Raw genomic sequence first — 22,045 nt, 5'->3', positions numbered from 1 at the left:
ATCTATTTTTATTGTAGTCAATCGACTGCAAAATCAAGGTAAAATTTACAAACAAAGTGCAGGTATAGGGTAGGGATAGGGCATTGCCGTGTCCTGTCTTTCATTTTGCTGAACCGAAAAAAAATCTTTTTTTTTATTAACCGCAGAGAACGCAGAGAAAGAGAAAAGAGATAAATTAATAATTTGAGAAGCAGAAAAGCCTGTTTCTCAAATTACATCTCGCGTAGTTAATTAACTGTACAAACTAGCTACATATTCGCCGTAACCGTTATATGGCAAAGTTGGGCGAGTTTCCCACGACCAACTGTTACCGGGGCCGACTATCCGTTCGCTAGCCTGGGACCATCTGGGGTGTGGCTTGTCGGGTTCGACATTTGCTTCAAAAGCGTATTCGTTGGGGCCAATTGTATTCCAAAAAGTGGCGGGCTGTTGTTCTACAAATTCAATTTTTACGATCGACTTTGCGCCCTTAAAACCGTATTTCCAAGGAATCACTTGCCGCAGCGGCGCACCATTTTGTTTTGGCAGCCTTCGGCCATACAAGCCTGTGGCAAAAAATGCTAAATCGTTGGCCATTTCTTCAATTCGCAGACCTTCGGTATAAGGCCAAGGATAAAATTGCGACATCAAACCGGGGCCGGGAGTAATTTTGGGGTCGTAAAATGAGGTGAAGCGAACGAATTTAGCCTTCGATTGCGGTTCGACATCAGCCATCAGTAATTTCATGGGAAATCCGACCCAAGGAACTACCATCGCCCACGCTTCTACACAGCGAAATCGGTAAACTCGTTCTTCGATAGGAAATTTTTTGTAGAGGTCGTCAATGTCATAAGTGCGGGGATTTTTTACTAAACCGCCTACTTCTACTTTCCAGTTTTCTGTTGGCAAAGCTTGAGCGGCTTGCCAAATAGATTTTGTGCCGCCGTATTCGTAAAAGTTGTTGTATTTTGTAGCTAAGGCTTCGTCCGTAATCGCTCGATCGACTTTTGCAAAGGCCCGATTCCGGCTCAATTCCGAATATGCTTCGGTTGAGCTTTGCTCCAGAGCAGTTTTTGAGCTAGCATTGCTTTGGCAGCCGGTCAGCGGTAGCAGCGAAGCAGTCACGCCGGCGCCAATTAAATTTCTCATGAAGCGGCGGCGGTTGAGAAAGGCTGTTTCTGGGGTAATTTGGGGTTCGAGAATTTCCCAAGACTTGGGTACGCGAATTAACGGCATAAGTAATAGTTAAAAGTTAGTAGTTAGTTTGGCGAAAGTTGCCAAATTTTTAATTTGTTAGTCGATGGGAAATTTGCAGTTTTAGATTGACTCCACAGAACAAAAAATCGCTGATATTTGGCCATGCCTCGCGCTTGCTTTGCTGCGATCGCAATGCAAGTATTCGCAGTGACAGTATAGCTTAATTCGGTAACAACTGAGATATTGCACCATTCTCAAGAACAGGCTTTCGGGCCTGTTCCACAAAGAATGATTTTCTTGTGGGGAGTAGGGGTTGGGCATCCTGCCCGCCCGTATGATCGACCTATTAAACCTCCCTCGCAGGAAACTCAGCAATAATTTACGTGCGATCGACCCAAGCAATTGTGGCGAAAATCTGGGAAACAATTATGATCAAGCAAAGATTCCAATTATTTCATTTGTCCACAGGAAGCGGCACGCACCGCCCCGCTTTCCTCCCCCACCAGCAAGAATGTCGGACGGGGGTCTCCAGCGGAAAGAGAAATGAGTTACTGCATCAATCCCCATTGCCAGAATCCCCAAAATCTCGATCGCGCGACAGTATGCAAAAGTTGCGAGTCGAACTTGCTGCTAAAAGGGCGCTACCGAGTCTTTCACACCCTCGGTCAAAGTCTCAGTTGCCGCACCTTCTTAGCAGTCGATGAAGACCAACCTTCGCAACCCCGTTGCGTCATTCAACAGTTCTGCGCGCCCGCGGCAGTCGCCGACGGTCGCACACAGCAAAACCGGACATTTCGCGCCTCGGCCTCAGTTCTCGACGAGTTGGGGAAACATCCGCAAATACCGAAACTGCTGGCATCTTTTGAACTCGAAGGCTGCCAGTATTTAGTGCAAGAATACATCGAAGGCCGTAATTTAGCCGATCGGCTTTCAGAAAAAGGTGTTGTTAAAGAAATTCAAATTTGGTATCTGCTGAGCGAATTGTTGCCAGTCCTGCAATTTGTTCACGAAAATCAACTGATTCACGGAGATATCAAACCGTCGAATATTATTCACCGCAAAACTCCCCAAGCATCCCCAGCTTTGGCAGGGAAAGAGGATCTACATCCCCTGTCCCAGGAAAGTTCCTCTGGGCTAGTTTTAGTCGATTTCGGGGCGGCAATTCCGGCTAATAGCGGGCCGCTCAAAACCGAAACGGTGACAGGTTCTGCGGAATACGCGGCCCCGGAACAAATTAAAGGCAAAGCGATTAAGAGCAGCGATATCTACAGTTTGGGCGTCACTTGCATTCACTTGTTAACGGGAATGTCGCCCTTTGATTTGTTTGACATCAAAGCCGAAAGTTGGGCTTGGAGACATTATTTGAAAGTACCAGTTTCGGCGCGACTCGGCCGCATTCTGGATAAAATGGTGCAGCGAGAACCATCAAAACGCTATCGATCGACCGAGGCCATTCTGACAGACATGAAATACGGCCCGGCACCGGTAGACGTGATTCTCAGCAAACCCAAGTGGACTTTGGCCATGTGGGGAGCAACTACGGTTGCCATGCTTTCCGTAGTGCTGGGTGTTCGCTTGCCATCTCCTGCACCGCAGGCTTTCACTTCTGGTGAGCCTGCTTCTAGCATTCCCGAAATTCGGTTCAATCCGCCCCCGATGCAGAATTTCAGGGGTGAGGCATCGCCGTCAGGGCCTGCTGTACGGACTCTGGCGGATCAACACAAAAACCCGGTTTGGGCGGTAGCAGTTGCTCCCCAGGGCCGCGTGATTGTCAGCGGGAATAACGACGGCACAATTCACCTGCTGCACAAGCGTCACGGCAAGCTGCTCAAGGTTTTAGCAGGACATTTGGGGCCGGTGTGGTCGGTGGCTGTCAGTCCCGACGGCAGGACGATCGCCAGCGGTGGCGTTGACGGTACGATTAAATTGTGGAGTTTCTATTCGGGCAAGTTAATTCGGACTTTGGACGGACACACAGACGGCGTGTTCTCGGTGGTTTTCAGTCCCGATAGCCAGGCCGTGGCCAGTGTGGGTAAGGACAAAACTTTGAAGTTGTGGCAAGTCGAAGGCGGGGCCGAGTTGGAAACTCTCAACGGGGTTTTTGACGAGGTGCAGTCGGTGGCTTTCAGTCCCGATCGAGAAACTTTGGCGATCGGCAGCAGCGACGGTAAAATCAACCTGTGGAACTGGCAGACTGGGGAATTTAAAGAAACTCTTTGGGGTCATTCCGAGGCGGTTTGGTCTCTGGCCATCAGCCCGGACGGTCAAACTCTCGCCAGCGGCAGTTGGGACAAGACGGTGAAGCTGTGGGATATCAGCCCCAATAATCACTCCGGGGAGCCCAACGGTTCTCTGCTACGGACTTTAATCGGCCATTCCGACAAGGTTAAGTCCTTGGCTTTCAGTCCCGACGGAGACAAGCTTGCCAGCGCCGATTTGAGCGGCACTATTAAGCTGTGGCGGATGAGTCCCGGCGAGCGGTGGCAGATGAGTCCCGCCGACACGGTGGGCACGCTGAAGGGTCATTCTACCTGGGTGGATTTGGCTTTTAATCCTCAAGACAAAACTCTGATCAGTGGCAGTTTTGACGACACGATTAAGGTGTGGCGACTGTCTCCTTAATTTTTTCGATCGCCCGTTCGATCAATTTTTGAACAGTTAGGGCGATCGAACATTCAGTTACTTGATATATCAACACTTCGGACAGTTTCAATGCCCACGCATCGGGTGTTAGAAACCCAGTTTCTATGAGTTTTGCTAACAGGAACGAGAAATATAGTCAGCAACTGGGTTTCAGATCGTCAAGAGTGCGTCTAGGACTTTGCTGGCTTTTATCTTGCTTTAATCGGGGTTCCCTGAAACCTCTATTCTACGGTTGGTAATCAAAAACTGTCCGAACTGTTGCAGGACTTACGCACAGCCTCAATAGATAGTGTTTTGTAGGGGCTCTCCCCACGCCCGGTTGCCCCCATACCTGGAATGATTGCGTAAGTCCTATGTTGGTACAAAAACAAATTTCAAATCTCAAATAATCAGAATATGCCTAGAAAACGCGGTTGCTAACTAACACTTGTGGTAAAGTAGTTTCGGCTGTTAAAATAAAATCTATGACCGCAAATTCCGAGTTAGCACAGCAGTATTTGTCAGCGGGCGATAGCCTTCAGAAATCAGGAAAGCTTGAGGAGGCGATCGCTCAATATCAAAAAATATTAGCCCTTCAAGCAGATAGCCCGATCGCACTCAACAAGATCGCTGAAGTTTACTATGCTCAACAAAAATTTGCCGATGCGATCGCCTCCTGTTACCAAGCACTTCGCCAGCAACCGAATTTCCCTGCCGCCTACAAAACTATAGGCAATATTCTGCAAGCCCAAGGCAAAATAGACGCGGCGATTCGTGCATACTCCAAGGCGATCGAATTCGACCCTAATTTTGTCGAAGCATATGTTAATTTGGGCAGTATGTTTTACAAACAAGGTCAGCTCGATGAGGCCATAACTTATTATCAAAAATCTATTGCTCTTCAACCAGATTTAGCCGTCGCTTATTGGAATTTAGGCAAAAGTTTGGAAGAGCAAGGGCGAATCAATGAAGGTTTATTTTATCAAAAAAAAGCTCTAAATTTACAGCCGGACTTAGAAGCGAGAAGCAATTCAGTAAAAAATAACACTTACTGAAGAGGAATGTTATAGTCGGAATAATTCAATCATTCACGATGCAAGCTGGATCGACATGGAAATTAACCCGAATCCGCTGGAATTGCTAACGGCTAAAGTACGAGAAACTGTTGCAGATATCCAAAACTTAGGCAACCAAATTGATGCAAAATTTGATGAAAGTGCAACTGTATTAACGGCGTGGGTACAATCAGCGCCAAGTTCAATGGTTAGTGCCGGGGCGATCGCCACTCAAGAAGCTTTTAAAATAGCACATAACATCCGTTTTGAGAACCTGCCAACAAAGCTGCAATCCAAATTTGCTGCGGCTGGGATGCGTGACGGCATCCGAAATGTGCAAGAAGCAGCAAAAGTATTTGAATCCATACCCGCCCAAATTCGTGCCCAAGGCGCAGAAGCAATTCGCAACTTCTGTCAAGATAAAGATTGGAGCCACATCCAAGCGCACGTCAATGGAGGCGGAAGCGAAGCTACTAACGGGATTTTTGAATATTTTTGGGTGAATCGTGCTCGCGGTGGTGTAGACATGACTGCGGCAGAATTAGCAGTCGCTAAGCAAGTTTTAGCGGATGCAGCGTTTAAAGCAGCAGTTGCGGAAATCGTTGGGGCTGCAATGAAAGGGGCGATCGCCGCAGCAGTAATTGAGTTAATATTTTCTATCTTAGAACATTCGCTATTGTGCGTGGAAGGCAAAATTACCCAGTCAGAGTTAGTCGAACAAGTCGCCACTGCCACCGCCAAAGCTGGCATTGCTGGCGGTGTTATTACTGGCATTCTGTTAACACTGTGCATGATATTTCCCCCCATTGCCGCGCTTTTAGGTGCCGCAGCGATGCCCTTAGCGGTTGCAGGTATTGGTTTTATGGGAATTCGCGCCTGGGAAATCTTTTGTCACGGCGATCGACTATTTGGGATTACGGAACAAACACAAAAATTTCTGGGGATGACTCAAGAAGTGCAGCTTTAGACACGGCGCAGGCTAAGTCCCTACGTCTAATTAGATACCCGAATTCTTCAAGAAGTCGGGTATCTCGGTATTCTAAATGATTGGGAAACATAAATAGTATGGATTCAGTAGAAAAAACTCAAGATCAGCAGCATCCGCAATACAAGCGCGATCGAGCCAGTGTCAATACTTTATTAGGAGGAGAAGCAACCGACTACAATTTATCGGAATTAGCAAGATTAATAATTCGCTACCGCGGCTTTCCCGGCGCTAGAGATATTCAATCCGACTTAAAAAAAGTATTGCAAAAATGGAATCATACCGAAGAAAGTCTTTACGAACAAACCCGTAAAATTCACGCCACAGGTGAAGTTTACAGGAAACAAAAAAGCGATCAAGAAGATTGGCTTTAATCTCAAATCTACCTTAAATACCTCCTTTATCTCTTACCTGAGAAAGGCTATATTACGAAAGCTTAGAAGTGAAATAGGGAGCGAAATTAATGAGTAATTTTAGGCCTCGGAGCCGGTGCACCTCGCAGCATTCCTTCTGTACTGAGGTCTTCATCAATTTCTTCCCAGTGAATGCCATAGCCTCCTCCACATACTTCCCATTTTTCCCTTTGATCGGGCGTTGCATGAAACAATCTTGGATACCAAATTAAAGGAACGGTAATGATTCGTCCATCCATCAAATCAACACTAATGGTTTCTTCTGTAAAATGAATGTGCTTAACTCTCTCGTCCGCTCGAATCGCCAAAATACCCATACCAAGCCTCCAATAGCGTTTGTTTATTTTCTTGTACTACCGACTGTATTTTACGAAGTTCTTTAGCACTAAAACCAAGGTTGTTTCCTAAACTGACTGGCTCCAACCAAAATTTAACCGATGATTTGTCTCTGTCAATATGAACATGAGGTGGTTCATTTGGTTCATGGCTGTAAAAGTAAAGTCGGTAAGGGCCTATTCGTAAAATAGTTGGCATAATTCCCGGTTATACAATATTTCAATGCCAATATCTGTATTTGGTCTTCTTATATTCTTCTTCCATGACACGGGTGGTTTGACATACTCCCCTGCCTAAAGGCGAGGGGATTCTAAGCTCAAACAGCAATTGCAGGCATAGCCTGTCTAACATCACCTAACTTAACGGTTGATGCCCCAACCGCACAAATAATTTTAGCTGCATTCTCGTCTCTATCATTCACCTTTTGACAGGACGGACAGCGCCATTCACGAACTGACAGATCCAACTCTTTCAGAACGTGTCCACAATGGGAACAAGTCTTACTAGATGGATACCAACGATCAATGAAAACTACTTGTTTTCCTTTCTTCTTGGCAACCCATTCGAGAATTTGGAGAAATTCGCCGAATGCCAGGTCTGAGATTTTACGTCCCCAAAGTCGTTGCATTCCTTTTAGATTCAACGTCTCAAAGCACAGCACGTCGAACTTATCAGTTAGTTCGTGAGCCAATTTCCAGAACCAATCAGAGCGACGATTCACTACGGCTTCATGTTTGCGAACTAGATTAAGTCTTGCTCTTTCTCGGTTCGCTGAGCCTTTCCGTTTTTGGGAATGCTGACGATTTGCTTTCTTAATAGCGCTGAGGGACTGTTTCAGAAATTGCGGTGATTCGATTTTTGTTCCATCTGAGCAGGTGAGAAACGTTTTCAAGCCGAAATCAAAGCCAGCGATTTTACTCGTCTCGACTTTGGTTTCAGGCTCTCCAACGCTGTCAACGACCACAACCATGAACAACTCTCCTAATGTCGTGCGTTTAATGGTTAACGTCTTAACCTTCCCTTCTATCTCTCTGGAATTCCAATACTGATAAACGCGATTCCCAATCTTAATTCGATTGCCGCCTAATAATTTGTAGCCAGCTTGCTTGAGAGTGAACGATTTGTATCTGCGAACTTTCTTGAATCCGGGAGGTCTAACTCCTTTCTTGTGATGCTTAAAAAACAGTTGGTAGGCGATCGAGATTCGTTGGCAGATATCCTGCACAGCTTGAGAGCCGACCGTTTGCCAGAACGCTTTACGCTTTCTGTGTTTGGCAATATGCGATTGAAGTTTTGCACAATTCAAATGCTTTCCCCACATCCGGTAGTACCGTTTATGGAGTGCAATGCAATGGTTATAAATCACCCCCGCAGCATTGATACTTCGCTTGAGGTGTTTATTCCGCTTGCTTTGATATAGCTTGAACTTCAATGTTTTCATGCTAACTATGATAACATAATAGGTAGCAATTGGGTAGCCAAATGGTCAGAGAAAGATTAAGTATTCGCATTGCCGTGAGTCGGCTAGAGAAGTTGCGGAGAATTGCCAAACAGAAAGAAAAAACAATGACCCAACTTGTAGAGGACTGGATTGATAAGCTTAAAGAGGAAAAGCCGTCCTAAAAGGACGGGGCTTTAGACCCCATTTTTCGGTAAAATCAACTTCCAGGAAGAGCCTGGAAGCAACAGTCAACAGTCAACAGTCAACAGTCAACAGTTAACTGTCAACTGTTAACTATTACCTATCTTCAAACCATCTCTGGCGAAACTTGCATCGCAGGCTGCGGCTGGAACTGGAACAGCGAATAAACCACATTGCGGCGGATATCCGTCATCATGTCCAAAAACAGCTCGTAACCTTCAGTTTTGTACTCGATTAACGGGTCTTTCTGGCCGTAACCGCGCAGCCCTACAGACTCGCGCAAAGCATCCATTTGTTGCAAGTGTTCCCGCCACAAAGTATCAATTTGCTGCAAAATAAAGAACCGTTCCGCATCTCGCATCAATTCAGCTCGGATTGCATTAACTTCCGCTTCTTTAATGTCGTAAGCATTGCGGACTTGTTCGTGCAGGAATGTTTTAATTTCCTCAACAGACAAATCTTCTAGCTGATCCGGTGTCATGTCAGCCAGCAGATAAACAAATTCCTTCACCTTGCTCACAAGTTTGTCGAGTTCCCATTCTTCCGAAGGTAAATCGGGATTGATGTATGCTCCCACGATGTCGTCCATCGTCTGTTCCGCATATCTAATTACCTGTTCTTTAGAGTCCAAACCTTCCAATACTCGGCGACGTTCCGCATAGATTGCTCGACGCTGATTGTTCATCACTTCGTCGTATTCAAACACCTGTTTGCGGATATCGTAATAGTAGGTTTCGACTTTTTTCTGAGCGCCTTCGAGGGAACGAGTCAGCATTCCAGATTCGATCGGCATATCTTCCTCAACACCGAAAGCCTTCATCAAACCGGCCACCCGTTCGCCGCCGAAAATCCTGAGCAAATTGTCTTCCAAACTCAAGAAAAACCGCGTTGAACCGGGGTCTCCTTGGCGTCCCGCCCGGCCCCGCAACTGATTGTCGATCCGGCGCGATTCGTGGCGTTCGGTACCGATGACGTGCAAGCCTCCCAACTGCACGACTTCATCGTGTTCAGTGCTGGTAAAAGCATCGTATTCCTTGCGAGTTAAATTGTAAGCTTCCCGCAATTTTTGAATTACCGGGTCTTTTGTCGGCGCTTTTTCCGAAGCTATAGCCACGATATCATCGGCTTGCAATTCCGTGAGCGATCGCGCGCCGTACTCCTTCACCGCCAATTCCACCGCCGCCACGAGCATTTGTTCGGCATTTTTCGATAGCTGCGTCGGGAAAATCTGCGCCGAAGCTTTCCAAGACTTTACCTTTTTCTTAGTCGGATCAAAACCTTGAGGTGCGGGGCGGCCACCAATACCAGGCACTTGCACCAACGAAAACCCCTCGTCATCTTCGGGTTGCACGATCCGGGGCATAAAATACTCCCGCAACTTCAGGCGCGCCATGTACTCAGAATTACCGCCCAAAATAATATCAGTACCGCGTCCCGCCATGTTTGTGGCGATCGTCACAGCCCCTTTGCGTCCGGCTTGAGCGATAATTTCAGATTCCCGCTCCACATTTTCCGGTTTAGCATTAAGCAAATTGTGAGGAATTTTCCTCTCCAGCAGCAGCCGCGACAGCAACTCCGACTTTTCTACGCTTGTCGTGCCCACCAGCACCGGCCGACCCACGTCGTGCATTTCCGCGCATTCTTGGGCGATGGCATTCCACTTCCCAGCCTCCGCCTTGTAAACCATATCCGAAAGGTCTGTGCGGCTGGTAATCCGGTTAGTGGGAATCAGCGTCACTTCCAGTTTGTAAATCTTCTCAAACTCCGTCTCCTCTGTCTTCGCCGTCCCAGTCATCCCCGACAGCTTCGGATAAAGCAAAAAGAAATTCTGATAAGTAATTGTCGCCAGCGTCTGAGTTTCCGGCTGAATTTCCGCCCGTTCCTTGGCTTCGATCGCCTGGTGCAAACCGTCACTCCAGCGCCGTCCCGGCATCACCCGGCCGGTAAACTCATCCACAATCACGACTTCGCGATCGGGAGTGACGATGTAGTTAATATCCTTAATAAACAATTCCTTGGCCTTAATCGCATTAAAAATGTAATGCGCCCAAGGGTCAGCCGGGTCGTACAAATCCGTAACACCCAACAACCGCTCAGCTTCACCAAAGCCTTCATCGGTCAATAGCACATTCCGAGCCTTTTCGTCAACCTCGTAATGTTCTTCATTTTCCTTTCTCAGAGCAGCAGCTACCTCAGCCGCCCGTATATACTTCTCACTCGGGCGTTCCACCTGGCCGGAAATAATTAAAGGCGTCCGTGCTTCATCAATCAGCACCGAGTCAACCTCGTCAATCACGCAGAAATTAAAAGGACGCTGCACGACATCTTCCATGACAGTAGCCATGTTGTCGCGCAAATAATCAAAGCCGACTTCGCTGTTAGTGGCGTAGGTAATATCGCAGCTATAATTTTTCTTTCGTTCCACCTGATCCATGCCCTGCTGAATCAGTCCCACAGTCAATCCCAGGAAGCGGTGCACCTGTCCCATCCATTCCGCGTCCCGTCTGGCGAGATAATCGTTGACGGTGATGATGTGTACGCCTTTACCGTTGAGGGCGTTGAGGTAAGCCGGCAGCGTCGCCACCAGAGTTTTGCCTTCACCGGTTTTCATTTCGGCAATTTGGCCTTTGTGCAGAATAATGCCGCCGAGGAGTTGGACATCAAAGTGGCGCATTCCTAAAACCCGTTGTCCCGCTTCCCGCACCACTGCAAAAGCCTCCGGCAAGATTTCGTCTAGGATCTCTTTCTCTTCGTTGAGAGATTTAGCTTTTGCCAGACGTTCTTGAAACTCCGCCGTTTTGCCTCTGAGGCCGTCGTCTGAGAGTGCGCGGAAGTCTTCTTCCAAAATATTGATATCAGCTACCCAAGGCTGAAATTTTCTCAGTTTGCGCGCGTTGGGATCGCCTAGCAGATTTTTAAACATGGCAGGAGAGGCAGATTTTTAATAATTTAGCTATTAGCTTTCAGGGTTACGGGCTGTAGTGTTAGCCACAACATATACCCTCCCCGATTGTAGCAACCATTGGCCCTCCTGGGCCGTCGCTGGGGTCGATCGACCGATTTTAGATTTTAGATTTTAGATTTTAGATTGAAGTTGGTGAAGGTGGGTCGCGAACGCAACTCAGGTATATGTGCTTACTGACAATTCCAGGGCGTAACAGGCAATCTCCCTGTTCAACCACAGATTAATGTTTTTGTTGCTAATTTCAGCAACAGGCTTTCCGGCCTGTTCCACCATAGATTAATGTTTTTGTGGGGTGGGCCCTCCTAGCCCGCCCCATCGCCCTTATTGAAAATGCTGTCACATCTCAGGTCAGATTAACCCTCGTTTGAAACAGGCCTGGGCACTTCGTAAGTCAAAAAGTCATAGGCCATTTTCGTATTCGGAAAAATAGCCTGCGCTTCCTTGAGCAAATCGTCCAGGACGATCGCATTCCCCGGAGCATAACGCGGGCTAAAATGCGTCATAATTAGCTGTTTAGCCCCAGCGATCAAAGCAACTTGAGCCGCCATTGTCGAAGTTGAATGCAGGCGATCGAAGGCCATTTGAGCATCTTGATGGGCAAAAGTAGCTTCATGCACCAACAAATCAGCATCCTTCGCCAATTCCACCGCCCCGTCACAAAAAACCGTGTCTGTACAATAAACAAACTTGCGCCCGATTTGATCCGGGCCACAAAAATCAGTACCTTTAAACTGTCGCCCGTCCTCTAACTTTACCGTCTTTCCTTGTTTTAACTCGCCGTAAATTGGCCCCGAAGGAATGCCCGCAGCCTTCGCTTTTTCTACATCAAAATGTCCCGGACGGTCTTTCTCAGTTACTCGATAACCAAAAGCAGTAACTCGGTGCTTCAAAGGCCCACAACTAACAATATATTCGTCATCTTCATAGATGACTCCCTCGTGAATTTTGTGTACCTTAACCGGGTAAGAAAAATGAGTTTGAGAATAGCGAACGCCAGCTTGCAAATATTCTTCAAGTCCCGGAGGCCCGTAAAGATCGATGCGCTTGACATTCCCCGCCAAACCGCAGCTAGCCAGCAAACCCATTAAGCCGAAAATATGGTCGCCGTGCAGGTGAGTGATGAAAATGCGGCTCAGTTGGCTGACTTTGAGATCGCTGCGGAGAAACTGGTGCTGAGTTCCTTCGCCGCAGTCAAACAGCCAGAGTTCCGCTCGCTGGGGCAACCGGAGGGCGATGCTGGAAACGTTGCGCGATCGCGTGGGTACGCCGGAGCTAGTTCCGAGAAATGTAATCTGCAAGAGTCAAATCACCTCAATTAAGTCTTAAAAAATATGTTACATATATCCAGAGTGCGGCTGATCCGACATACAGGAAATAGTCGCAGCCAGGAACCGGGATAAATCGCTGTTCCTGCGAACATCTAGTTGCTAAAATCATTTTCGACAAGCGCACAGAGCGATCAACCCAATTCTAACGTTTTCTTTCTTCCGTTCCCCTTCCTTTTTCCCTTGCCTTGCCTTCCCTTAAAAATTCTTAAACTCATACAGCACAGGAGTAAAATTTTCAAATGCAGTCAGGAGTATTTTTTGGTTCCGTTTTTTCGACATTAAAAAAACGCTACTTTTGGATTTCGCTGTTGTTTTGGCTGGTAATGGTAGCCCCAGCACAGGCCGCGCTGATCTTGCGAGTTGCGGTACAAGACGGGGCAAGTCAGATAAAAATCGGCAGTTCTACAAAGGCTGCAATCCGCGACGGTAGCGGGCGCAATTTGGGCGAACTGCCGGCAAACAGTTCTCAGTCAGCTCAATTTCGATCGGGAACAGTGGCGATCGGTCGCTGGGCCGCCAACCAAGTTTGGATCGAGCCGACGGGGAACGGTTATGTCTGGATTGGCGATCGTTGGTATCGGGGACGCACGCTTCTAGTTCCCCAAAAAGGAGGCTTGACTGCCATCAACTACGTCGATATCGAACAATATCTCTACAGCGTTCTCGGCGCCGAGATGAGTGGCAATTGGCCTCAAGAGGCTTTGAAAGCCCAAGCAGTCGCCGCCCGTTCCTACGCTATCCACCAGCGAATGAAAAGCGAAACCGACCTTTACGACGTGGACAGCACTCAGTATTCCCAGGTTTACAAAGGACTGCAAACAGAATCTTCTGGCACTTATTCCGCAGTCGATGCAACCGCCGGTCAAGTTCTGGCCTACAACGGTCAGATTATTTTAGCCGCTTTCCACTCTGCCTCTGGGGGACATACTGAAAATGTCGAGGATGTTTGGACGGAACCTCTGCCTTACCTGCGTGCTGTTCCTGACTTCGACCAAGGGGCCCCGGTTTACCAATGGAAAGAAAATTTTTCTCGGGCTCAAATCAGCAATAGGATTTCTGGCGTGGGTAATGTGATCTCGATGAAGCCAGAACGCACTACCGCTCACGGCAGCGTTTTGAAGATGAAAGTAATCGGAGATGGCGGTTCTAGGGTCATGACTGGCGCAGATTTACGCCGGGTTTTAAATTTGAGGAGTACGCGGTTCACCGTGATTCCTCAGTATGGAGGCGGTGGGAACCCAAGGAACAGCGGCCAAGCTCCTACCGGTTTTCAAGTTGCTGGCAAAGGTTTCGGCCATGCTGTAGGAATGAGTCAGTGGGGGGCATACAATTTGGCTAGACAAGGATACGGCTACCAGCAGATTTTGTTGCACTATTACCGAGGTGCTACTTTGGCTAGAATTGCTGTCCAGTAACTGCTGGGAATGGGCAAGAAAGAAGTTCGGCAACGGATTCTGTAACGGATGTAACGGATGTAACGGATATAACGGATGTCAGGAAGAAGGAAGAAGGAAGTTCGGCAACGGATTCTGTAACGGATGTAACGGATGTAACGGATGTCAGGAAGAAGGGAAAAACGGCTATTCCTGTATCTGTGACTTCCGTGTCCTGGATACAGGGAATTGGGAACTTGTACGGCCCTTTGACTACGCTCAGGAACCGCGTAGTGGCAGGCCAGGAACCGCGTAGCTGAAGTATTGGAAATTGGGAATTGGGAATGATTAATGACTAATGACTAATGACTAATGACTAATGACTGATCACTAACTACATGACTAACTAGATTAAGGATTGCTATGCAAAAGTGGGAGTATTTATTTGTGGATGCGAATATGTATCCTTTTGGAAATAAGCTGATTAGTTTATATGTAAACGGTGAAGAACAGCGAGATTGGAAACAAGGCTCGCTGCATCTATTTGTCAATCATTTGGGCGAGGAGGGATGGGAACTTGTGGCTCTGGATCACGACTCGAAGTATGACCAAAATTGTTTGATTTTTAAACGCCCTAAGCTTATTTAATAAAACTCGGAGTATAAAAACTTCTGACATCAAGAAAAATTGATATTTTCCACAATTATTAGCAACGAGCTAAAAGCCCGTTCCCCAACAAAAATATATTATTGTGGAACAGGCATACTGCCTATTCTTGAAAATGGTGCAAGATTTCACTACAACCTAACTTAACAACAAAGAACAGTTTTTTTCATTAGTATTACAACTTGTCCGAGCGATCGAGCCTGCGCTGCCATTCGGCATCTATTTTGGCTGACTGTTCTAGTTCTTGTTGGGTTAATTCTGTTTCTGTTGTATAAGCTAAGTCTTCTCCAGTCAGAACGTTTTCTGCTGCAAATTCTCGGGCGTAGGCGAGTTTTTTGAGCAAGTTGGCATCGGGTTCGTTTAATAACATTGCTCGCTGCTGACGCTCTTGATTGCGAGCCTCTATCCGGCTATTTTTCCACTGAACCCAGAAGTAGCGAATTAAAGGAATTGCGAGAAATCCGACGCCATAAATCAGGATCATGGGATAAACAGCGCTGACAAAACCGATAAATCCACCTGCAATTAAATTATTAGTTAATAAATTCCCCAAAACTAACGCACCGACAAGATTGACTGCTCCTAACCCTGCTGCGAGCATGATTTGGCCGGAACTGGCGTTGCTGAAACGCCACAGCATTTCTCGCAAATAAGCTGCTACTGGTTCAGAATTTCTCTCGGTGGCTGTGGTTTGCAATTGCGGGAAGTGGTAGACTATTTGCCCTTCGGGACTGACTTCGGGGCGGCCGTCAAAACGGGCGAGGGCTGGTAACATATATTCTTCGTATTCTCGGGCGTATCCTTGTCCGAGATTGTCTAGATATGGGGCAATTTGTTCGGCGACGACGGCGCCTCGGCTGTTGCGAATTGCAGTGGCAATATCGCTCCACTTGCGCTCTTCTAGATTGTAATTGGGATTGCCGTCTCCAAATAGAAAGGAGAAAACTCCTTCTAGAAAACTCATCTGGGGTTTTTGGTCAGTTAAGCGCGATCGCTGCTGGTAGTATGGTTGGTCATGGTTCCAGTAAAATATCCAGATTAAGTCGTTCCAGAAGTAGGGAAAAAAGGAAAAGCCGCCGCCTCTGCCGCCCCCGCCGCCACTATCTCCTCCTCCGCCACCGCTGTTATTGCTATCGCCGCTGGAGAGTAAAATGGTGATAGCAACAAAAATTAAGAGGATGGAAGCTACCAGCACTATGCCGAAAGATATCCGAATCAGATAAAATAAAATGCGCCAGATTTTTTGCCACCATTCCTGCAACTGCAAGCGCAAGAATTTGTTTCGCAAAATATCTCGAAAGTTCTTGGGAAATAGGTAGGCAATGTCGCCGGATTCTGCTACTTGCAGGTTGCCGCCTGCTTCGGAGGCGAGGCTTAACAGTTCTCGCTGGGCAAAATTGACATCTAATCCAGCTTTTGCCGCCACGTCTCCAACCGTAACGCGGTAGCCAAGTTGTTCGACGGCTTGCATAATGGTGGGATTCGGAGCCATAGGTTTCTCTCTGTGAAAATTACCCGGTTATTTTTATTATATATTGCGGGAATTCGAGCTGGTTTTGGCGATCGCGTTTCGGATTTTTTTTGATGCTGCCCTTGACTTTGGGGCAAAATATTGCTAGTGTTTTGCCGAATAACTTTTAAGTATGGGCTGAAATCGAATAGCTTAATAAAACTTTGTGATTGAATTTCTCCTCGGCCTTTGCTTTTGCTTGTTTGCTCTGAGGTCAAGGAGGGGGGATTATGGGTACAGTTAGTAGGGTACGGTGTGCGATCGCCCGTTGGGGTTAGCAAAGCAATCCGAAGGAAAGCCATCGAAGAGGAGAGGATTGCCCCTGCACCCTCCAGCAGAACTTTTCCCTTCGGCGCGGGTTTTTGTAAGTTTTGTGTAGAGTGCCAGAGATATGTTAAAGAAATCTAGTTTTTTTGCAAGTCTTGCAAGACTTCTATAAAATAGATAGAGCTTGCGCGGGTGTTAAACCCAAGGGCGTGTTTTAAGGTTCGCAGGTGCGATCGACTAAACTTTTTAGCGCCCTCAACACAACGGCCCACTACAACAGTGGCGCAATTATTAATAGCAAAACTTTACAGGCTAATTTTTCTGATTAGCCACTAACCAAAGAATCGCATATGCCAAGAACTCAACGCAACGATAACTTTATTGACAAAAGTTTCACGGTAATGGCTGATATCATCCTCAAGATTATGCCAGCCAAAAAGCAGGCGAAGGAAGCTTTTGCTTATTACCGGGATGGTATGTCAGCTCAAGCTGATGGCGAATACGCTGAAGCGCTGGACAATTATCATGAAGCGCTGAAGCTGGAGGAAGATCCTTACGATCGCAGTTATGTCTTGTACAATATGGGGCTGATCCATACTAGCAACGGCGAACACGATAAAGCTTTGGAATATTACAGCGAGGCTTTGGATCTCAATCCGAGAATGCCACAAGCACTGAATAATATTGCTGTAATTTACCACTATCAAGGGGAAAAGGAAAAGGAAGCTGGCAATATTGAAGGCGCGGAAGGGCTGTTTGATAAAGCTGCAGATTATTGGAAGGAGGCTATTCGCTTGGCCCCAAACAATTACATTGAGGTACAAAATTGGCTGAAGACGACAGGCCGATCGCAAATTGATGTGTATTTTTAACTAGGATGGGCATGGGGCACCGGGCATGGGGCATAGTTAGTAGTTAATAGTTGGTAGTTAGTCGTTTCTCTAATAACAAATAACCAATTCCCAATGCCCAATTCCCAATGCCCAATTCCCAATTCCCAATTCCCAATTCCCCATTCCCCATTCCCAATTTTTATGATTGACAGAGAAGAAGTTCGGAAAGTAGCGAATTTAGCGAGATTGGAATTAACGCCGGAAGAAGAAGAGCAGTTTACTGGTCAACTTAACGGTATTTTGGATTATTTCGAGCAGTTGAGCGAACTGGATACGAGTAAGGTACAGCCGACAACGCGGGCGATCGATGTTAGTAATGTAATGCGATCGGACGATTTGCAACCTTTTGCTAAGGGAGAAAGTATTTTGGAGGGAGCTCCCGATCGCGATGGGGAGTTTTTTAAAGTGCCTAAGATTATGTAGGGTTCCCGCTAGGTATCTAACTGAGGAAAATCTCTTGAGGGGCAGGCTAGTAGTGAACAGCCCACAAGCAGATTAAACTAACTTTGGAACAGGTAATAAGTAAGGTCGGTAAAAGCCACCCCACAAGCAGATTAAACTGATACACACCCAAAATAATCTGGTTCTTCCGTATTTAGCATACTAAATACGGAAGAACCGATTATATCGACCTTTACCAAATCCACTGGCCCGCTGGCACTTGGAATTCCGAGTTAGGGCTAATTGCAGAAACAATGGACGCCCTGAACAAGTTAAAAAAACAGGTAAAAATTCGCGCGTGCGATCGGCGTTTCCAACTTCTCCCGTGCCCAAATAGAAGAAGCCACCCAATACGGACGCATCGACAGCCTGCAACCGCCCTATTCTCTGTTTTGGCGCGGGGTAGAAAAAGATGCTATGTCCTATTGTGTGGACAATCATATCTCCATCCTTGCCTATTCATCTCTAGCTCAAGGAATATTGACAGGTAAATTCGGGCCCGAACACAAGTTTGAAGAAGGCGACCACCGCGCCAAAAATAAGCTGTTCATCAAACAAAATTACGACCGAGTGCAAACAGCATTAAATCAACTCAGGCCAATTGCCGATCGCCACCAGACAAGCTTGGGCAACTTAGCTTTAGCTTGGTTGATTTCCCAGCCACAAACAAATGCAATTGTCGGCGCGCGCGACGGGGAACAAGCAGCCGAAAATGCTAAAGCTGCTGAGGTAAAATTGAGTGAAGAGGAATTAAAAGAAATTGACGCGATCGGGCGAACAGTCACCGATCATTTAGACGATAATCCGGTAATGTGGAACTTCTAAAACAGAACTGACGCAACTGGCATATATATTAAGGTATCCCGGAACTCACGCCCAGATCACCATTCTCGCTTAACGGGCTAGAAGCCCGTTCCACAAAGAGTGAATTTCTTGTGGAATGGGCTTCTAGCCCGTTCCTAAAAAGCTAATGAGGTATAATATCTACTGCGCTGTGGAAATATTCAAAAAGTTAAAATCCAAAATCACAAATCCGAAATCTAAAATCGAATGAGTTACTGTCTGAATCCTAACTGTTCCAAGCCGCAAAATCCCCCTGCTGTCAAATTATGCAAACATTGCCGTTCAAAACTGCTGCTGCGCGACAGATACCGGGCTATAAAGGCGATCGGACAAGGCGGTTTTGGTAGAACATTCCTCGCCGTTGACGAAGACAAACCCTCAAAACCCCGCTGCGTCATCAAACAATTTTTACCCCCAGAAACCCCACTCATCCCATCAGCAAGCAATCGCAACAGCAAAAAAGCAGCCGAACTTTTTGAACAAGAAGCAATGCGATTAGACGAATTGGGCAAACACCCTCAAATTCCCGAACTATTAGCCTATTCCATCCAAGAGGGCCGACAATATGTAGTCCAAGAATTTATCGACGGGCAAAATTTAGCACAAATTGTAGAAACAGAAGGCAGATTTACCGAAAATCAAATTCAAGACTTACTCAATAGCTTATTACCCGTCCTTCACTTCATCCATTCCCACAACGTTATTCACCGAGACATCAAACCCGGAAACATCATCCGCCGCGCCGACAAACAATTAGTTCTAGTAGACTTTGGCGCAGCAAAAATTGCCACAGGTACAGCTTTACTCAAAACAGGAACCAGCATCGGCAGCCCCGAATACATCGCCCCCGAACAAGCTAGAGGCAAAGCATTTTTTACCAGCGATGTGTACAGTTTAGGCGTAACTTGTTTGTATTTGCTAACTCAAGTTTCCCCATTTGACCTCTTCGATCCTGGTGAAGATGCCTGGATATGGCGGCAGTATTTGGCTAACAATCCGGTGAGTGAACAACTCGGGAAAATTTTAGACAAAATGATTGAAAATGCTACCAACCGCCGCTATCAAACGGGTGTTGAAGTATTAAAAGAAATTAATCCCCAAGTTGCGATCGATCTACCAATTACTCAAACAAATTCCAAGTTAGTAAAACCACGAAAAACTCCCGCCCAGCCCCGACAGCAAACCTATAACTGGCAATGTCTTCACACCCTAACAGGTCACAAAAACTTAATTTACTCTGTTGCTTTCAGCCCCAACGGAGAAGTTGTAGCCAGCGGCAGCGATGACAAAACAATTAAGCTGTGGGGAGTTGAAGACGGGCAAGAAATTGTCACCCTCACAGGACACGCTAACTCGGTTTATACAGTAGCTTTCAGCCCGGACGGACTAATGCTAGCCAGCAGCAGCCACGACAAAACTGTCAAACTTTGGCGGATGAAAGATGGACAAGAAATCCGCACCCTCATCGGTCACATTAACTCAGTTTACGGCGCAGCTTTCAGTCCCGATGGAACTCTGATTGCTAGCAGCAGTTGGGACAAAACAATCAAGATTTGGCGCGTCAAAGACGGGCAAGAAATTCGCACCCTTGCGGGTCACACCAACTTAGTTTATTTTGTTGCTTTTAGCCCTGATGGCGAAACTATTGCTAGTTGCAGTTGGGACAGAACAATCAAGATTTGGCGCGTCACAGATGGGAAGCTAATTCGCACACTTACAGGTCATACAGACTCCGTTCGCTGCATAGCTTTTAGTCCAAATGGAGAGTTTTTGGCTAGCGGCAGCCATGACAATACTATTAAAATTTGGTGGGTCAAAGATTGGCAAGAAGTTTTAACTATCACAGGACATTCTTGGTATGTTGATTCTATTGCTTTTAGTCCCGATGGCGAGATTCTGGCTAGCAGCAGCAATCAAACTATCAAGATTTGGCGAGTGAAAGACGGTCAAGAATTTTCTAATATTACAGGTCATACTAACTCGGTTTATTCGGTTAATTTTAGCCCTGAAGGAGAGTTTTTGGCTAGCGGCAGCAGTGACAAAAGTATTAAAATTTGGCAGAATATGATGTTTGTTTAATTACCCACACAGTCCTGGACGCACTCCAACCAAAGAAACCGGGTTTTTGACCGACCATTGCGCTCGGAGTCAGCAGAGCTATAATAGTAAAGGCTTGAGCATTGAAGACTAGACACTTACTATAAGGTTATACTTAATAAGTAACTAACTTTGAACCAGATATGACTACAGTAGCAATCCTGCCTGTACTTAATACCAACGGTGAGAAATCTTATCGTGCTATTGCGGGCGATCGGCAGTCTGTTGGCAGAACTGCGGGTCAAGCTTTAGATGCTTTGACTGCTTTGTTAGGTGAAACAGACTTCAGCGCCTTAATAGTCATTCAAAGCTTTAACCCTGACGAATTCTTTACTGTCCAACAACAAAAACGATTATCAGAATTAATGAATTTGTGGCGTACAGCACGCGATCGAGGACAAAGCCTTTCTCCCAAACAACAAGCGGAATTAGAAAGTCTTGTGGAGGCAGAACTTAAAGCTGCTACAGTTCGGACAGGAGTTCTCGTACAACAATTGAACTGATGAATCCTTACTACACTTTAGTAGCCGATCGCGCTGCTCATCGCTGCGAATATTGCCGCGCACCTGAAATCGTATTCAACTTTCATTTTGAGGTTGAACATATTGTTCCACTTTATCGAGGCGGTAATGATGAAATATCAAACCTAGCATTAGCTTGTCGCTCTTGCAATCTTCGGAAAGGGACTAATACAAGCGGAATTGATTCTACGTCTAACACAGAAGTTTCTCTCTTTCACCCAAGACAAGATAGGTGGGACGAGCATTTTCAAGTGCAAACCGAGTCGGGTGCGATCGCCGGAATGACACCCACAGGTAGAGTAACAGTTACGGGTTTGGGAATGAACTCTCAAGCACAGTTAATAGCGCGACAATTATGGATTCGTTTAGGTTTGTTTCCGTAAGTAGCCTAATTTAGTTACTTAATGAACAATCCAAAACACGTCTTGCGATCGCACTTATAAATTATATTTTATTCTGACGAATTAACAGCGTTTGAAACTAGAAATAAAGTCATTTTTTTCAATCTATCTGCCTCACCACCTCCAAGGGTAGTCCTAGCACCTCTGCAATTTGCTCATCGCTCAAGCCAAATAGCCGTAACTTACCAACGGTTTCAATCTTAATTTGATTCTGGTTCCCCTGGAAGTCAGGAGTTTCAGGCCGACTTTTATCGGGAGTAGGAGTGGGTGGTTCTGAGCAACCATTGATATAGTTAATTGTGTGGCTATTACCAAAATTAGTAGTGCGATCGCCAAAATTTATATTCAGATTTAATTGCCGTTCTAGAACAGATTCCAGATTCCCTTTATCAACTGGTTCATCAAAAACATCAGATAACATATGCAAAAGCTTGGGGAGCATCCCGGTTTTGTAAATATCCGAATAAGTGTAAAATAGTTAAAATCAATAAAAGCGTCAAAAAAAGTCGAG

The 22,045-nt window shown here is 46.3% G+C and carries 21 protein-coding genes and 1 pseudogene; 14 read left to right on the top strand and 8 right to left on the bottom strand.

The genetic code is table 11. The features are described from left to right. Positions 1-231: 231 nt before the first annotated feature. Positions 232-1,215: a protein-methionine-sulfoxide reductase catalytic subunit MsrP gene (gene msrP, locus QUB06_RS12910; protein ID WP_333435583.1), complete on the bottom strand. Its 984-nt coding sequence runs from the start codon at positions 1,213-1,215 to the stop codon at positions 232-234. 504 nt (positions 1,216-1,719) lie between these two features. On the opposite strand from msrP, the gene QUB06_RS12905 reads away from it, so the two are divergent. From QUB06_RS12905 to QUB06_RS12890, 4 genes are all read left to right on the top strand, one after another. Next, a complete protein-coding gene (locus QUB06_RS12905) occupies positions 1,720-3,798 on the top strand; it encodes a serine/threonine-protein kinase (protein WP_333435582.1) in 2,079 nt (692 codons plus the stop codon). 485 nt (positions 3,799-4,283) lie between these two features. After that, positions 4,284-4,853, top strand: coding sequence for a tetratricopeptide repeat protein (locus tag QUB06_RS12900; protein WP_333435581.1), 570 nt, complete (start codon positions 4,284-4,286; stop codon positions 4,851-4,853). Positions 4,854-4,908: 55 nt separating this feature from the next. Further along, positions 4,909-5,820, top strand: coding sequence for a hypothetical protein (locus QUB06_RS12895; protein WP_333435580.1), 912 nt, complete (start codon positions 4,909-4,911; stop codon positions 5,818-5,820). A gap of 98 nt (positions 5,821-5,918) precedes the next feature. Next, entirely contained in the window at positions 5,919-6,212 is a 294-nt protein-coding gene (locus tag QUB06_RS12890; RefSeq protein ID WP_333435579.1) for a DUF3288 family protein, read from the top strand. An 86-nt stretch (positions 6,213-6,298) separates the two neighbouring features. Here the strand turns inward: QUB06_RS12890 and QUB06_RS12885 are convergent, their stop codons facing one another. From QUB06_RS12885 to QUB06_RS12865, 5 genes are all read right to left on the bottom strand, one after another. After that, positions 6,299-6,568 carry a DUF2442 domain-containing protein gene (locus QUB06_RS12885; protein ID WP_333108088.1) on the bottom strand — a complete coding sequence of 90 codons (270 nt, stop codon included), beginning with the start codon at positions 6,566-6,568 and terminating at the stop codon, positions 6,299-6,301. Further along, the gene (locus tag QUB06_RS12880) at positions 6,531-6,785 is read right to left on the bottom strand and encodes a DUF4160 domain-containing protein (RefSeq protein WP_333288196.1); all 255 of its coding nucleotides are present in this window, start codon (positions 6,783-6,785) and stop codon (positions 6,531-6,533) included. The genes QUB06_RS12885 and QUB06_RS12880 overlap by 38 nt, the downstream gene beginning before the upstream one ends. Positions 6,786-6,903: 118 nt before the next feature. Beyond that, on the bottom strand, positions 6,904-8,028 hold the full coding sequence (locus QUB06_RS12875; protein WP_333435578.1) for an RNA-guided endonuclease TnpB family protein: 1,125 nt from the start codon (positions 8,026-8,028) through the stop codon (positions 6,904-6,906). A 307-nt stretch (positions 8,029-8,335) separates the two neighbouring features. Further along, on the bottom strand, positions 8,336-11,152 hold the full coding sequence (gene secA, locus QUB06_RS12870; protein ID WP_333435577.1) for a preprotein translocase subunit SecA: 2,817 nt from the start codon (positions 11,150-11,152) through the stop codon (positions 8,336-8,338). Between the two features lie 395 nt (positions 11,153-11,547). Continuing rightward, the gene (locus QUB06_RS12865; RefSeq protein WP_333435576.1) at positions 11,548-12,492 is read right to left on the bottom strand and encodes a ribonuclease Z; all 945 of its coding nucleotides are present in this window, start codon (positions 12,490-12,492) and stop codon (positions 11,548-11,550) included. Positions 12,493-12,761: 269 nt separating this feature from the next. On the opposite strand from QUB06_RS12865, the gene QUB06_RS12860 reads away from it, so the two are divergent. The 3 genes from QUB06_RS12860 to QUB06_RS12850 all read left to right on the top strand — a co-directional run bounded on the left by QUB06_RS12860 (position 12,762) and on the right by QUB06_RS12850 (position 14,543). Further along, positions 12,762-13,937, top strand: a complete 1,176-nt coding sequence (locus QUB06_RS12860; RefSeq protein ID WP_333435575.1) for a SpoIID/LytB domain-containing protein — start codon at positions 12,762-12,764, stop codon at positions 13,935-13,937. Next, the gene (locus tag QUB06_RS12855) at positions 13,906-14,211 is read left to right on the top strand and encodes a hypothetical protein (RefSeq protein WP_333435574.1); all 306 of its coding nucleotides are present in this window, start codon (positions 13,906-13,908) and stop codon (positions 14,209-14,211) included. The genes QUB06_RS12860 and QUB06_RS12855 overlap by 32 nt, the downstream gene beginning before the upstream one ends. 107 nt (positions 14,212-14,318) lie before the next feature. After that, positions 14,319-14,543 (top strand): hypothetical protein, encoded by a 225-nt coding sequence (locus QUB06_RS12850; RefSeq protein WP_015174403.1) that lies wholly within the window; start codon positions 14,319-14,321, stop codon positions 14,541-14,543. 193 nt (positions 14,544-14,736) lie between these two features. On the opposite strand, the gene QUB06_RS12845 is transcribed toward QUB06_RS12850, so the two are convergent. Next, positions 14,737-16,053: a hypothetical protein gene (locus QUB06_RS12845; RefSeq protein ID WP_333435573.1), complete on the bottom strand. Its 1,317-nt coding sequence runs from the start codon at positions 16,051-16,053 to the stop codon at positions 14,737-14,739. Positions 16,054-16,688: 635 nt separating this feature from the next. On the opposite strand from QUB06_RS12845, the gene QUB06_RS12840 reads away from it, so the two are divergent. From QUB06_RS12840 to QUB06_RS12815, 7 genes and pseudogenes are all read left to right on the top strand, one after another. Further along, the gene (locus QUB06_RS12840; RefSeq protein WP_333039118.1) at positions 16,689-17,210 is read left to right on the top strand and encodes a photosystem I assembly protein Ycf3; all 522 of its coding nucleotides are present in this window, start codon (positions 16,689-16,691) and stop codon (positions 17,208-17,210) included. Positions 17,211-17,372: 162 nt separating this feature from the next. Beyond that, entirely contained in the window at positions 17,373-17,654 is a 282-nt protein-coding gene (gene gatC, locus QUB06_RS12835) for an Asp-tRNA(Asn)/Glu-tRNA(Gln) amidotransferase subunit GatC (protein ID WP_006635952.1), read from the top strand. Between the two features lie 203 nt (positions 17,655-17,857). Beyond that, positions 17,858-17,920, top strand: a pseudogene (locus QUB06_RS34695) (hypothetical protein); the annotation flags it as partial. A gap of 55 nt (positions 17,921-17,975) precedes the next feature. Continuing rightward, positions 17,976-18,497, top strand: a complete 522-nt coding sequence (locus QUB06_RS12830) for an aldo/keto reductase (protein ID WP_445251379.1) — start codon at positions 17,976-17,978, stop codon at positions 18,495-18,497. Between the two features lie 225 nt (positions 18,498-18,722). Then, positions 18,723-20,594, top strand: a complete 1,872-nt coding sequence (locus QUB06_RS12825) for a serine/threonine-protein kinase (protein ID WP_333435572.1) — start codon at positions 18,723-18,725, stop codon at positions 20,592-20,594. 161 nt (positions 20,595-20,755) lie between these two features. Next, positions 20,756-21,115 carry a hypothetical protein gene (locus tag QUB06_RS12820; RefSeq protein ID WP_333435571.1) on the top strand — a complete coding sequence of 120 codons (360 nt, stop codon included), beginning with the start codon at positions 20,756-20,758 and terminating at the stop codon, positions 21,113-21,115. Further along, complete coding sequence (locus QUB06_RS12815; RefSeq protein ID WP_333435570.1) at positions 21,115-21,516, top strand: HNH endonuclease; 402 nt, start codon at positions 21,115-21,117, stop codon at positions 21,514-21,516. The genes QUB06_RS12820 and QUB06_RS12815 overlap by 1 nt, the downstream gene beginning before the upstream one ends. A gap of 118 nt (positions 21,517-21,634) precedes the next feature. On the opposite strand, the gene QUB06_RS12810 is transcribed toward QUB06_RS12815, so the two are convergent. Then, complete coding sequence (locus tag QUB06_RS12810) at positions 21,635-21,955, bottom strand: hypothetical protein (RefSeq protein ID WP_333435569.1); 321 nt, start codon at positions 21,953-21,955, stop codon at positions 21,635-21,637. Between the last annotated feature and the right edge of the window lie 90 nt (positions 21,956-22,045).

The sequence above is a fragment of the Microcoleus sp. D2_18a_D3 genome, from assembly GCF_036702455.1.
Taxonomy (GTDB): Bacteria; Cyanobacteriota; Cyanobacteriia; order Cyanobacteriales; family Microcoleaceae; genus Microcoleus.
Note: the sequence above shows the minus strand (reverse complement) of the source record. Positions and strands in the feature narration are given on the sequence as shown.